The sequence below is a fragment of the Actinomyces graevenitzii C83 genome (genome assembly GCF_000239695.1).
GTDB classification, from domain to species: Bacteria; Actinomycetota; Actinomycetes; order Actinomycetales; family Actinomycetaceae; genus Actinomyces; species Actinomyces graevenitzii.
This window is the reverse complement of the sequence record NZ_JH470340.1, coordinates 97,622-111,643: the sequence shown is the minus strand read 5'-3', so window position 1 is coordinate 111,643 and position 14,022 is coordinate 97,622. Positions and strand designations below refer to the sequence as shown.

5 protein-coding genes and 1 rRNA gene are annotated in these 14,022 nt (G+C 61.3%); 2 read left to right on the top strand and 4 right to left on the bottom strand.

All coding sequences use genetic code 11. The features are described 5' to 3' along the window. The 4 genes from HMPREF0045_RS09330 to HMPREF0045_RS09315 form a co-directional block, all read right to left on the bottom strand. Window positions 1-138: ribosomal RNA gene (locus HMPREF0045_RS09330) — 16S ribosomal RNA — on the bottom strand; the annotation flags it as partial. A 642-nt stretch (window positions 139-780) separates the two neighbouring features. Beyond that, window positions 781-1,497 (bottom strand): anaerobic ribonucleoside-triphosphate reductase activating protein, encoded by a 717-nt coding sequence (locus HMPREF0045_RS09325; RefSeq protein ID WP_005987775.1) that lies wholly within the window; start codon window positions 1,495-1,497, stop codon window positions 781-783. Next, the gene (locus HMPREF0045_RS09320; RefSeq protein ID WP_050807491.1) at window positions 1,490-3,394 is read right to left on the bottom strand and encodes a ribonucleoside triphosphate reductase; all 1,905 of its coding nucleotides are present in this window, start codon (window positions 3,392-3,394) and stop codon (window positions 1,490-1,492) included. The genes HMPREF0045_RS09325 and HMPREF0045_RS09320 overlap by 8 nt, the downstream gene beginning before the upstream one ends. A gap of 554 nt (window positions 3,395-3,948) precedes the next feature. After that, the gene (locus HMPREF0045_RS09315) at window positions 3,949-5,352 is read right to left on the bottom strand and encodes an FAD-dependent oxidoreductase (RefSeq protein ID WP_005987771.1); all 1,404 of its coding nucleotides are present in this window, start codon (window positions 5,350-5,352) and stop codon (window positions 3,949-3,951) included. A 367-nt stretch (window positions 5,353-5,719) separates the two neighbouring features. On the opposite strand from HMPREF0045_RS09315, the gene HMPREF0045_RS10605 reads away from it, so the two are divergent. Beyond that, window positions 5,720-9,658: a family 20 glycosylhydrolase gene (locus HMPREF0045_RS10605; protein WP_005987769.1), complete on the top strand. Its 3,939-nt coding sequence runs from the start codon at window positions 5,720-5,722 to the stop codon at window positions 9,656-9,658. 173 nt (window positions 9,659-9,831) lie between these two features. Then, the coding region (locus tag HMPREF0045_RS09850) for a beta-galactosidase (protein WP_005987767.1) at window positions 9,832-14,022 on the top strand (4,191 nt) is incomplete at its 3' end.

The window sequence follows — 14,022 nt, the reverse complement described above, 5'->3', positions numbered from 1 at the left end:
AGTAAGGGGCAGGTTACTCACGTGTTACTCACCCGTTCGCCACTAATCAACCAAGCAAGCTTGGTATTTTCGTTCGACTTGCATGTGTTAAGCACGCCGCCAGCGTTCGTCCTGAGCCAGGATCAAACTCTCCAAAAAAACTGAAGAACCAGAAAACAACTAGCTCAAAAAAAATAATAGTTGACAAAGAAATCAACAAGAAAAACCCCCCAACAAACACCATGCCTGTTGGAGAAGAATTCAAGACATAAAAAAACTTGACACACTATCGAGTTCTCAAACAACGCACCCAGCAGAACATCTAACGAATTTTTTGTTTTCGTTGCTGTCCCGCAGGCACTCGTATAACTTTAGCGAGCGCCCAACAGCCTCGCAACCCGATTTTGGGTGACGGTAGCCACAAAGAGCTAATTTTGCGTTAAGCCTGATGACTTACAAGCTGTATTTCAGAGCCAACCAGGCCCGGCTGAATTACCTGTTTAGGCTGGCCAAGAGCAATTTAAGCTAGGGGCAACCAGTTTGACAGGCGCCGGGCGCGGGCCAAAATATTGTGACCGGCAACGCTTGTCACCCAAGAGCAACCCCGTAACTGCGGGGTTGCCGAACCGCTCTGAGGTGGGTGGAAAACTCGGCACAACACAGAAAACAACTGCGGGGACGCCCCTATAAGGGACGGCCCATAAATTTACTTGCAGCAGGGATACGCCAGCGCACGTAAGTAGAAGAATGAGCTAGAGCGCGTAGCTAGCAGTGCGCCAGCACGCGTAAGTAACAGTGCCCTTAGCGGCGCAGGAAGCTAGCGAAGCCCAGCTGCCCAATACGTGCCTCCAACTGTTCCACCTGCGCGCCCCAGTTGTCGCCGTCGGAAATAAAACCCTCAGGCGCCCCCAAACTACGCGCTACTTGCAAGGCCAAACTGGCCACGCCGGCGTCGTGAAGAGAAGAGGCAACCCTAAACGCTCCCTCAACCCCGCCGGGGTAACCGGGATACACCGTCAGGCGCACCTCGTAATCCACGCCCGCGTTGAGTACCAGCTCCAGGGCGTGCCAGGCCTTTTCTCCCCCGCCGCCGCGCGCCACCACCTGGCGGTAATCGGGGCCAGGCAGGGCCTTAATGTCCAGGCCCACCCAGTCGACGGCGTCGGCGGCAAGCAGGCGGGCCAAATTACCCGGATAAATACCGGCAGTGTGCAGCCCCACCGCAAAGCCCAGGGCCTTAACCTCCTGGGCGGCGCTAAGCAGACCGGGCTGGCGGGTGGCCTCGCCGCCGGAAAAAACCAGGCCGTCCAGCAGACCACGTCGGCGTTGCAGCAACTCCACCACCTGCGACCAGGGCACACTCCCCGGGGTGCGGGGATCTAAAATTTCGTGGTTTTGACAGTACACGCAGCGCCAGGGGCAGCCCTGCAAAAAGATGCTGGCAGCCAGTTTGCCGGGCCAGTCCACCGTGGATAGGGGTACCAGCCCGGCTATCTGTAAGTCAGCTGCGTCAGGCATAAATCTCGGAGGTGACTACCTCGCGGGTACGCACGCCGGCGTCGTCGAACTCAAAAGCACTACGTAACTGGCCGTGACCAGCAGCGCTAGACTCATCGAACATCTGCCGCTCGTGGTACTCGCCCTTTTTACCAATGTTGAAAGACTGCACCGGACGGAAGTAACCCATTACGCGGGTCCACACTTCGCAAGCCTGGGGCTCACGCTCAGGGTGGGCGGCGGCACAACGCTCACAAGTGAAGTGCTCGCCAGTCAGGTAACCGTGCACCGGGCAAATAGAGAAGGTGGGCGTGATAGTGATGTAAGGCAGCTTGAAAGCAGTCAGTGAACGACGCACCAGCTCTTTACAAGCCTTGCCGGAAGAAACCCGCTCCCCCATGTACAGGTGCAGCACCGTACCGCCGGTGTACTTGCCCTGCAACACTTCCTGATCTTCCAAAGCCTGGAAGGGGTCATCGGTGTAGCCCACAGGCAGCTGCGAGGAGTTGGTGTAATAGGGCTCAGCCTCAGTCCCAGCCTGGATAATGCTGGGGAAACGCTTGCGGTCCTCTTTAGCGAAACGGTAGGTGGTACCTTCAGCCGGGGTGGCCTCCAGGTTGTAGAGGTGACCGGTGGCCTCCTGCAACTGCACCATGCGTTCACGCACGTGGTCTAAGACGCGCACGCACATCTCAAAGCCGCGCGGGTCGGTTAGGTCATAGGCGTCGTCGGAGAAGTTACGCACCATCTCGTTCATGCCGTTAACGCCAATGGTGGAGAAGTGGTTGTCCAAGCTACCCAGGTAGCGCTTGGAGTAGGGGAACAAGCCGTGATCCATGTGGTGCTGGATGGTGGCGCGCTTAATCTCCAGGGACTGGCTGGCCAGGTCGATCAGCTCATCCATGCGGGCCACCAGCGCCGCCTCGTCACCCTTAAACAAGTAACCCAGGCGCGCCATGTTCAGAGTAACTACCCCAATGGAGCCGGTCAGCTCAGCTGAACCAAACAGGCCGTTGCCACGCTTTAACAGCTCACGCAGGTCCAGCTGGAGGCGGCAGCACATAGAGCGGATCATGTGCGGGTCCAGGTCAGAGTTAATGAAGTTTTGGAAGTAGGGCAGGCCGTACTTGGCAGTCATGTTGAACAGGGCGTCTACATTCTCGCCCTCCCACTCAAAATCAGGGGTGATGTTGTAGGTGGGGATCGGGAAGGTAAATACGCGCCCGTCGGCATCACCGGCAGTCATAACCTCAATGAAAGCCTTGTTGATGACGTCCATTTCAGGCTGCAAGTCGCCGTAGGTGAAGTCCATGAGTTCGTCGCCGATTAGCGGGTACTCGTCGCGCAGGTCGTCTGGGCAGGTCCAGTCGAAGGTCAGGTTGGTGAAGGGGCACTGGCTACCCCAGCGGCTGGGCACGTTCAGGTTGTAGATCAGCTCCTGCATACACTGGACGATCTGGTCATAGCTCATGTCATCCTTGCGCACGAAAGGCGCCATGTAGGTGTCAAAAGAGCTGAAGGCCTGCGCGCCGGCCCATTCGTTTTGCAGTGTGCCCAGGAAGTTAACGATCTGCCCGCATGCTGAGGAGAAGTGCTTGGGCGGGGCTGAAGCGATAGACCCACTCACCCCGTTGAAACCCTCCTGGAGCAGGCGCTTTAGGCTCCAGCCAGCGCAGTATCCGGCAAACATGTCCAGGTCGTGGATGTGGTAGTCGCCTTCACGGTGAGGGGTGCCAATGGCCGGGGTGTAGACGTGCTCAAGCCAGTAGTTGGCCACCATTTTGCCGGCAGAGTTAAGGATCAGACCGCCCAGCGAGTAGCCCTGGTTAGCGTTGGCGTTCACGCGCCAGTCGCTGCGGTCTAGGTACTCGTTGATAGTGGCAATAGCGTCGACGTCGTAGTGCTGCCCAGCAGTCATTGCTGCGGCGCCGTGGTTGGTTGCGGCTTTGGCAGAGTCAAAACGCGGGTCCATCTGGCAGTCCTTTCACGAAAAAGACGCACAATGAGGTCACGCGGGAAATGGGGAGAATAACGGCGCGGCCACTACATGTTGTGCTTCGGTTTGCAAGAGACAACATTATCTTGTGGTAGCGCTTTATACAGGTCCCAAAGTCCCGAGTGAGCAAATGCGTTTTTGTAGCCGCGCACCCCCAGCTGGTATAGCCGTGCGCTCCCCCAGCTAACACGCAAAATCCGCACAAAGCCAGCCAAATCTGCCGGCCCACCCCGCAGTCACAGGCTCCCACGCAAAATCCGCGCGAAGAACTGCCCTGGCCCGGTTCGCAACCGCCGGTGATTACAACCGTCGGCCGCCACAACCGCAGCCAGGGCAGCTAGCGCTATATCAGCGCCATAGCGCTTTCGGGGTGGCGCCCCGTGCTAGGCAGGGTGGCGCCCCGCGCGTCAGACAGGCCATCAGGCCCCCGCACTAGGGGTGCTACCTATGCGCGTCGGGGCGCCACCCGCCAAAACTCAGGCCAAAACCTCGTTGAAGGCTTCGCTGGAGCTGGGGTGGGTGTAGATCGCGCCGGCTAGGTCAGCGGCGGTCAGACCCTGCTTGATAGCCAGCGCCACCAGGTTGATCAGCTCCTGGGAGTCGATCACCAGCAACGAGGCACCCAGGATGCGGTCAGTGGCGGCGTCGATCACGAACTTAATGACGCCGTCGGGGTTACCCACAATCTTGGGACGCGGCATGGCGGCAATAGCGGCCACGGGCTTGGAGGCCACACGCACCTCATAGCCGGCTTCGCGGGCGGCCTGCTCACCTAGACCCACGGTCGACAGCGGCGGGTTGATGAAGGTGGAGGTGGGAATGATGCGCCCGGCGGTGGAGCGCTTACCGGAACCCACCAGCTGGTCCATCACCACGCGGTGGTCGTCGAAAGAAATGTAGGTGAACTGCGGGCCGCCGTTGACGTCACCAACAGCAAACACGCCGGGCACATTGGTGCGGCAGAACTCGTCCACAACCACTTCGCCGCGAGCGCCGGTAGCGATTCCGGCGGTTTCCAGGCCTAGCCCGTCGGTGGCGGGGCGGCGGCCGATTGCCAGCAGCACATAGTCCACGGCTAGTTCTTGGTTTTCCGCCTCGCCTGCGGGGGTGGTCAGGCTGTAGTTAACGACGACGCCGTCGCCGCTTTCCACGAAGGAGGCAAGCTTGGCGCCATTTACGAACTGCACCCCGTGCTTGGCCAGGATGTCGGTGGCGACGCTAGCCACGTCGGCGTCGAAACGGGTGAAGGGGACCGGAGCGGCGTCGATTACCGTGACTTCCACGCCGAGCTGGGCGAACATGTCGGCGTATTCCAGGCCGATGGGGCCGCCACCAACTACCGCTAGGCGGCCGGGTAGGGTGGGTAGGAACTGGATGCCGGTGGAGTCAACGACACGCTTGGAGTCCACGCCGGGGATCGGGGGCACGACCGGGCGGGCGCCGGTGTTGATGATGATGGTGTCGGCGGTTAGCAGCTGGGCGCCCTGCTCACCGTTTACGCGCACGGTCTTGGGACCTACGAATTCGCCGGTGCCGTCGTAGATGTCTACGCCCTTGTCGGCCACCATGTGGTAGTTGGCGTTGTTGAGCTTTTCAATTAGGGCGTTGCGGGCCTTTTGAGCGCCGGCGAAGATGGCGGCGTCGGAGCTAGCTTCAGCTTCGCGGGCCTTGGCGGCCAGGGCCTGCTCTACTTCCACGATTAGTTTTTTGGTGGGCACGCAGGCAATGTTGATGCAGGTGCCGCCGTACATGGCTGGGCTGGCTTCTACCAGCGCCACTTTCTGGCCGCGCAGGGCCAGCTTCTGGGCAATGGTTTTGCCGGCTTTGCCCCAGCCGACAATTAGGGCGTCGTAGTTCTTGGTGGTTTCGTCGAGGCTCACTTGCGGCTCCTGATCGATGGTGGGGACGACGGCGCCCAACTGGTGCGCTTACCGTCGCAAGTCCTAACGCCTCTATGAACCGACTTTAGTCCCAGCTTATTCCTGTTAGTTGGCTCTACTTCGCTGTGATCGGGCCAACCTTGGCTGCCCTGGCGGCTGCGCAAGCGAATGGGCGTGCAGCCAAGCAGAGTCAACCACGCGCGGGGCAACGTTAACGGCCAGGCCGGCGCCGTCGTCGTCGAGAGGCCGCACTACAGAACGTGGGCCACCCGCACCAAAACCAACAGATTCTTTCAAAAGTTTTCACTTTCGACCTTGCCAGTGACTAGACTTGACCCTGACCCAACCCTTCTCACAAGGAGATACGATGGCGTACTTCAAAAGGTGGCTGGCAGTGCCCGCAGTGGCGGCGCTGTCATTGTCACTGCTGCCAACGGCGGCATTGAGCGTAGCCAACGCTGAGTCGACACAGGGCCGCAATGTGGCTCTGGCAAGCGCAGGTACCACCGTTTCCGCTTCCGGACAGGAAGTTGCCGGCCAGTGGGGGCCGGATAAGGTAAACGACGGCGTAATCAACGTTGGTGCCGCCAAAGCCGATCAGTCACGTTGGTCTTCGAACACTGCCGACGACGCTCAGGTCACTTTGACCTTCTCAAAACCCACCAAGATCCACCATGTCGCGATTCACTGGGAGGTGGCTTGCGCGGCCGCCTACCACCTAGAGGTATCCACCGACGGAACTACCTTCAAACGCGCCACTGATACCATTAGGCCCACGTGTGGCACCGCCGATGGTGCCGCGCGAGACGAGCAAAAACTCACCAAAGTCAGTGCCGACGCCGCCTATAAAGCTATCCGTATGCAGGCTGAAGACCGTACTCCCTTTGGTGGAGTTAAATACGGCGTGTCCCTATGGGAGTTTGAAGTGTGGGATGGTCCTCAAGCAAACAGTAACCCCAGCCAGCCAGCCGCCAACACTGGCCTAGGCCTGGTGCCCCTACCGGCAGAGCTAAAAGACAACTCTGCCAGCCAGGACTCTTTTGAGCTCAGCCAAGACACTAAGCTAGTCGCCCCCGGGGCAGCTAAGGACGCGGCTGAGCTATTTGCTGCCCAGGCCCGCATCTCCACCGGCTACCCGCTGCCGGTGGTTGACTCTGGCGAGGCCAGCGGCAACATTACTTTCAAAACCGGTGCGGTTGCCGGTCACAGCGGCGAAGAAGCCTACGCCCTGACCTCCACCAAGAGCGGGGTAACTATCACCGCTAACGCCGCCCACGGTTTCTTCAACGCCACCCAGACGCTGCGTCAGCTACTGCCGGGCTTCATCAACTCCAAGTACCCGGTCTATGCGGCCTGGGAGGTGCCCGCCGTCGAGATTAAAGACTCCCCGCGCTACGCCTACCGCGCCATCATGCTTGACCCAGCCCGCTCTTTCCTGACGGTAGACGAAGTCAAGCACGTACTTGACCAGATGGCCTCGCTAAAGATGAGCTACCTGCACTTCCACCTGGCTGACGACCAGGGTTGGCGCATTGAGATCACCAATGAGGGCCGCGCTGAGGGCGACACCATTGACTACACCCGTCTAACCGGCGTTTCTGGCCGCACCGCCATGAACATGCACGACAAGGCCAAGTCCAATGAGGTGGGCCGCACCGGCTACTACACCCAGGCACAGTACAAGGAAATTGTGGCCTACGCCGCCGCCCGCCACATCACCCTGGTGCCCGAAATTGACCTGCCTGGTCACACCAACGCCGCCCTGCACGCAATCCCGCAGCTGAACACGGCCGGCTCCTCCCACCAGGCCACCACCGCTGAACCCACCGCTCCCGCTAACGGCACCGGCGCGGTTGGTTACTCCTACCTGGACCCCAACTCTGAAGTGTCCTTTACCTTCGTAAAGCACGTGCTGGCCCAGTTGGCGGCCATCACCCCCGGCGCCTACCTGCACGTGGGCGGCGACGAGCCGCACTCGATGACCTCGCGTTACGGCACTGCGGTTTACAACAAGTTCCTTAACCGGGTTGGCACTATTGTGCGCGACCTGGGCAAGCACCCCATTGGTTGGAATGAGTACGCCGGCACTGACCTGAAATCGGGCGACGCCGTGCAGTACTGGGTGGGTAACTCCGCCTCCACTAAGGACGCGGCCCTGAACAAGGGCGCCAAGATCGTGATGAGTCGCGGCGCTTCGTCCTACATTGACCAGAAGTACAACCCCAAGACCCCTATCGGTTTGAACTGGGCTTGCGCCGGGGTTTGTGACGCCCCGCAGTACTACAACTGGGACCCCAAGACGGTTATCTCCGGCTTGAGTGACGAGCACATTTTGGGCCCTGAGGCGCCGCTCTGGTCTGAAACCGTGCGCGGCAGTACTGAGGTGGACCTGCTGGCTTGGCCGCGCGGCGCCTCCCATGCCGAGATTGGCTGGACCCCGCAGGCGAAGCGCAACGTCACCGACTTCACCCAGCGTCTAGGTATGGTGGGCACCCACTGGAATGTGGCTGGCCAGAACTTCTATGACACCTCGCTGGTTAAGTGGAATTGGGAGCTGGCTGGCAACCCTGGCACTAGCGCCCCCACTAACACTTCCGTCACCTTCCCGCTGGGGTACCTCTCGGCCCCCGGCACGAAGGTTACGGGTAACGCTGTCAGCCCCGACAGCACCAATGACGACGACGGCGTGTCTAACTCGGCCCTGCCCGCTGGCACCACCATCAGCGTGGACTGGGGTGACGGTTCGAGCGAAACCACGGCCGCCGTCGTCGCTGACACCCCGCGCGACGCCTACCACTCAGCGGGGGTTTACCGCCTGCTAGGTGAGCACAAGTACGCCACTGCCGGCGACTATGTGGCCACGCTAAAAATCGGTGGCGAAGAGGTTAACTACGCCGCTATTCACGTTGCCGACGACGCCGCAGCCCCGCAGCTGCCAGCCGCCTGGGACGCTTCGGTTACCCCCAAGGTGACTATTGAGAAGACCACGCTAACCGTGGGCGAGCGCATCCACATTGAGGCTTCAGGCTTCCAGCCTGGCCAGTTGATTGCCATCAAGATTGGTGACGCTTTTGTGGGTAACATTCGCGCTGGCGCGGACGGCACCCGCGTGCAGGATCTGCTAATTGACGGCTCCATGACCAACGGTGAGCACGACATGACCTTCACCCAGGGCGAGCGGGTAGTGACCATTAAGGTCACCATCTCCGGCGGCACTGTGCCGCTGCCGCACCGCGTAGCCACGGGCAAGGTGAAGCCCGTCTGGGTTGACTCCCAGGAGGAAAGCGGCGAAACCCCGCCTAACGGCCCGGTTACGGCTGCTTTCGACGGCAATCCCAACACCTTCTGGCACACCCGCTGGAGCGCTGGTAACGATGGCTTCCCCCACGGCGTGATCATGAAGATTGAGGCCCCTGCCGGCCAGACCTGTAAGTTTGCTGGCTTGGAGTACACCGGCCGTAAGGGCAACGCTAACTCGCGTGCCAAGGACTACCGCCTGTATGTCTCGCCCACCGGCAACAAGGATGACTGGACGCTGGTTGGCCAAGGTACCTTCAAGTCTTCTGACTCGCCCCAGACTGTGCTGCCCACGGCGGCCAGTGTTCCTAACGGTTGCTTCGTCTACTTTGAGCAGCTAAGCAGCCAAAACGGCGACAACTATGGTGGCGCGGCTGAGATTGCCCTGGGGGCTACCTTCGCGGCTGAGTCTGCTTCGCCCACGGCCCAGCCCACCGGCCCGGCCCCGACGGCGACGGCGACTCCAGCCCCGACGGCCTCCCCGGCTCCGACGGCTTCTCCGACGGCCGAGCCGACCACTGAGCCCAGCCCGGCCCCGACCAGCCAGCCGACCACTGAGCCGACCGCTGAGCCCACGGCCGAGCCTACCCAGGCCCCAACCAGCGAACCTACTGCTGAACCGACTCAGGCTCCAACCAGTCAGCCGACCGCTGAGCCCACTGGCGAACCTACGGCTTCTCCGGCTCCGACTGCCCAGCCCAGCAACCCGGCAGTTGAACCCACCGCTCAGCCCACTTCGGCCCCTGCCCCCACCAGCGCGGTACCTACCGCACCTGGTAGCGGCAAGCCCAGTGCGCTGCCTAGCGCTAAGCCCACGGTGCCCGGCCAGCCTCAGCTGCAGCCCACCGCCCCGGTTGCCAATGCCACCACTCCGGTGGTTGGTAACCGCACCACTGCCTCGCCGCGCGGCGGCCTAGCCCACACGGGCGCGGCCACTGGCGCCTTTGCGTTGGCAGCTATCGCGATGAGCGCTGGGGGCCTAACCCTGCGTCGTCGTCGTCAGGACTGATAGCGCCCCCATATACAGGGCTAAATACAGCTATCAACCAAGGTTAGTTCGGTTCATCCTCAACTAACCACAAACTGAAAGGGGTGGCAGCGGATATTAACCGCAATGTCCGCTGCCACCCCTTAAACAAACCCTCCCCCCGGCTGCGGCCGGACCTTCGCATAGGAGCGATAATGCCCAGAAAACTGGCCAAACGTGCGGCTACGTTAGCCGCCGTCGTTGGCATGGCCCTGGCAGGAGGCGCACTACCAATCTCGGTAGCCCAAGCCGCGAGCGCGGCTCCGCCCGCCAAATACGCCACCGCCGACATCACCTTCCCCGGCAACGACGGCAAACCCCACAAAGTCACTTTCGACAAAAACTCCTTCATGGTTGATGGACAGCGTCTAAACGTGTGGTCTGGCGAGATCCACTACTGGCGCGCCCCGGATGTGAACTCTTGGCGCGATCTATTCCAAAAGATGCGCGCTAACGGTTACAACGCCGTATCCCTGTACTTCTTCTGGGGTCTACACCAATCTAAAGAAGGCGGCCCCTTCGACTTCTCCAAAGGCACCATTAAAGACCTCGACCTGCTGCTAACCATGGCTCAGGAAGAGGGCCTGTATGTCATTGCTCGCCCCGGCCCCTACGTTAACGCCGAAATTTCCATGGGTGGCCTACCTGCCTGGATGACTAACTATTCGGGTGGATTGCGCACCACCGACCCCAAGGTGCTGGCAGCCTCCAAAGCCTGGCTGCACGCCTTTAACCAGATTGCCTCCAAGCACCTGGTCACTAAGGGCGGCGGCTCAGTGCTGCTCTACCAGGTGGAAAACGAGCTGCTCAGCGACAACGCTGCGCGCGGCGCTTTCCTTAAGAGCCTGGTATCTCAGGTTAAATCTGACGGCATTGATGTGCCCCTATTCCACAATGACTATGGGCTAGGTGGACGCTTTAAAAACACTAGCCTTTACGGCACTGACTTTTATGCCTACGACAAGTACCCGGTAGGTTTTAACTGCTCAGCTGGACGTAACCGGATTGATGACTCTGAGGCCACTTTCCGCAGTTACGCCCCCAACTCGCCGCATTTCATCACCGAATCTCAAGGCGGCGCCTTCACTCCTTGGGGGGCCAGCTACAACGCCTCAGACTGCTACACCTACACCGATGAGGGTTTCACCCGCCAATGGGGCGTACACAACATCGGTAACGGGGTAACCGCCTTCAACTACTACATGGCTTATGGCGGCACCAACTGGGGTTGGACTGGGGCGCCCGCCTCCGGCTTCACCTCCTACGACTACGGCGCCGGCATCACTGAGGACCGCACCTTGACCCCCAAGGCCAGTGTGCAAAAAGAAACCGGCTACTACACCAAGGCAGTACCCGAGTTAAGTGGCATGAACCCGGTGCAGGCCCCCAGCGCCGTCGTCGAATCTGGCTCCAACGTAAAGATTTACGCCCGCCAAGCCGAAGCCGGGCAGGGTTCAGTGACTGGCAACGGCGTGCGCACCTACGCCATGCGCCTAGCCAACTCCAACGACACCACTGAAACCACCTTCACCACGGCGCTAAGCCTAGGCAAGCCGCGCGGCGCCACCACCACAGGCTTTAGCCACGACGACCGCAGCAGCGCCATCACCTACACCGGCTCCTGGAGCCAGGTGGCTGACTCGTCGGCAGCCTCAGGCACGCTCACTCGCACCAAGACTGTGGGCGACACGGCCTCCTTCACCTTCACCGGCACCGGGGTGCGGCTGATTACCGCCACCGGCACCGATCACGGCTACTTCAAGGTTTCTATCGACGGCGGCGAGGCCCAGCTGGTCACGAGCGCCCACGTAGACACTGAGCAGAACAAGCCCACCCAGCTGGAGGCTTACCGCATTGAAAACCTCAGCCCCGGCCAGCACACCATTAAGGTGGAAAATGTTGGTTTCGACGGCGCAAATGTGGTTGATATTGACGCTTTCGACGTTCTAGGGTCGACGGCGCTCCAAGCCCCCATCTACAACGACTCTGACACTTCTTTCTTCACCTTCACCGGCTCCTGGCAGTACGCCACCGGTAAGAACTGGACTCAGGGTGACCACTCCGGTGACGAAACCTTCTCTAAGACTGCCGGCGACTCCTACACCTTCACCTTCACCGGTGTAGGTTTTGACATCATCGCGCCCTTCTCCTCCAACCACGGCTCGGCCACGGTAACCGTTGACGGCCAGGAAGTGGGCCAGACCAAGGAGGATGTCACCTCTGAGGCCACTGCGCAACAAACCGTCTTCAGCTGGCGCGCCGAAAAGGGCGCCGAGGGCGGCTCACAGGGGGCTGAGGCCGGCGCGCAGGGCGGCGAGGCCGCTGCGCAAAGCGGCGCGAACAGCGCGGGCACCGATAAGGCTGGTGCGACCGCCAGCCAGGCCGACGCGACTGCCAGCCAGGCAGCCGAGCCCGCCACGCACACCGTGAAGGTGACCGTGGACGGGAAAGCTTTCAGCGGCTCACAAGACACCTTCGTGTCGCTAGACGCTGTCAAGGTTTACCCCAACGCCCAGTCCCTGCCCGGCGAAAACAACGATGAGGCAGACGGAACCATCTCTTGGAAGCGCATCCCGCAAAAGGAAGGCACCACCCTGGCCCTGCACGGGCGCGACGCCATCATGCTGACCGCTGACAAGCAGGTGGGCGGGCACGAGCTGTACTACACCACCAGCCAAATGTTTGGCGCCACGCTAAACAGCGCCGGCGGGGCCTTACAGTATCTAACCGGTACGCGCGGTGACAGCGGCGAAACCGTACTGCACTACGCCAGCCAACCCCAGGTCAGCGCCCCTGAGGGGGTTGAGCAAACCTGGGATGCGGCCACCGGCCAGCTGCGCTTGAACTACAGCTACTCCGCCTCGCCCCAGCAAATCATCATTAAGGATGGCGACAAGGTTCTCTCCCTGCGCATCATTGACCGCACCACGGCCCAAACCACCTGGCTGCTTGACGGCACCCGCAACGGCAAGCTCAGCAGCGTAGCCGTTGAGGGGGTGGAACTGGCTCGCACCGCCAAGTTCACCGGCAAGGACACCTTGCAGCTAACCGGCTCGGTCTCCGCTGAGTCTAATGTGCGCGTAATTGCCCCCGCCGGCATCAACCACGTGGGCTTCAACGGCGGCTCACTCAACCCGGCTAGTGCCACTGGCACTGCTGAGGCCGGCACTAACAGCGCTACCGCCACGAGCGACGTCGGCGTCTTTACCGGCAAAGTACCCGGACCGGCAGCCGTAGCCAGCCAGCAGCTGAGCTTCGTCAAATCCACCGACTACGCTGAAGCCAAGGCCACTTACGACGACTCCAAGTGGAAGGTTGCCGCTGACACCCAGGCCGCCAACCCCCGCTTCCAAGGCCCGGGCGAATACTCCCACACCGTGCTGGACTCCAACCACTACGGCTTCTACGAAGGCTCAGTGTGGTACCGGGGCACCTTCACCGCCACCAAGGCCGACCCCTACCTGTACCTACAGGGCAACGGCGGCTCGGGCGTCCCCTCGCAGGGCAAGAACCCCGCTTTCATGCAGGTGTGGGTTAACGGCGTCTACGCCGGGGCCTACGACGCCGCCGGCAACTGGACCAAGGTGAACGTCCCCGCCGGCACCGTCAAGAGCGGCGACAAGGTCACCGTAGCGGTGCTGGTCAACAACCTCGGGCAAAACCTGGACTGGTCCGACGACGGCCTGTCCAAGCAAAACCGTGGCCTGTTTGACGTGGCCATCGAAGGCTCCGCCGCCACCTGGAAGATCCACGGCGCCGACGCCGACTTTGCCGCCAAGGCAACCACCAACCCCTCAGGCACGCTCTACAACAACGGCGGCCTGGGCGGCGAAAAAGCCGGCTTCCACATGCCCGGCTTCGACGACTCCAAGTGGGCCAAGGCCGACAACCTGCACTCGCCGGCCGGCGTCACCTGGTACCGCGCCCGCGTCAAGCTGAACCTGCCTGCCAACCAGGACACCGCTTTCCGCCTGGACATCAACTCCTCGCGTTTTAGCTCCCTGGGCGACCGCGCGCAGGCCACGCTTTTCGTCAACGGTTGGAACACCGGCGTCTACATTGGCGACCGGGGGCCGCAAACCTCGTTCACTATCCCCGCCGGGTTCCTCAACCCCAACGGTGAGAACGTCATTTCGATTGCGGTGGCAGCCAAAGAAGACGGCATGGGTCCCGATTCGGTGACTCTGCGCGCCATCCACTCCACCACCAAGCCCGCGCTTGGCTCCACGCCTGCGCCCACTGCGGCGCCCACTGTGGCTCCGACGGCGCAGCCCACCGCAGGCCCGACGGCGCAGCCCACCGCAGGCCCGACGGCGCAGCCCACCGCAGGCCCGACGGCGCAGCCC

Bases quoted from the DNA above. Each gene is read 5' to 3' on its own strand.
- HMPREF0045_RS10605 (WP_005987769.1), top strand. From the start codon at position 5,720: ATGGCGTACTTCAAAAGGTGGCTGGCAGTGCCCGCAGTGGCGGCGCTG.
- HMPREF0045_RS09325 (WP_005987775.1), bottom strand. From the start codon at position 1,497: ATGCCTGACGCAGCTGACTTACAGATAGCCGGGCTGGTACCCCTATCC.
- HMPREF0045_RS09320 (WP_050807491.1), bottom strand. From the start codon at position 3,394: ATGACTGCTGGGCAGCACTACGACGTCGACGCTATTGCCACTATCAAC.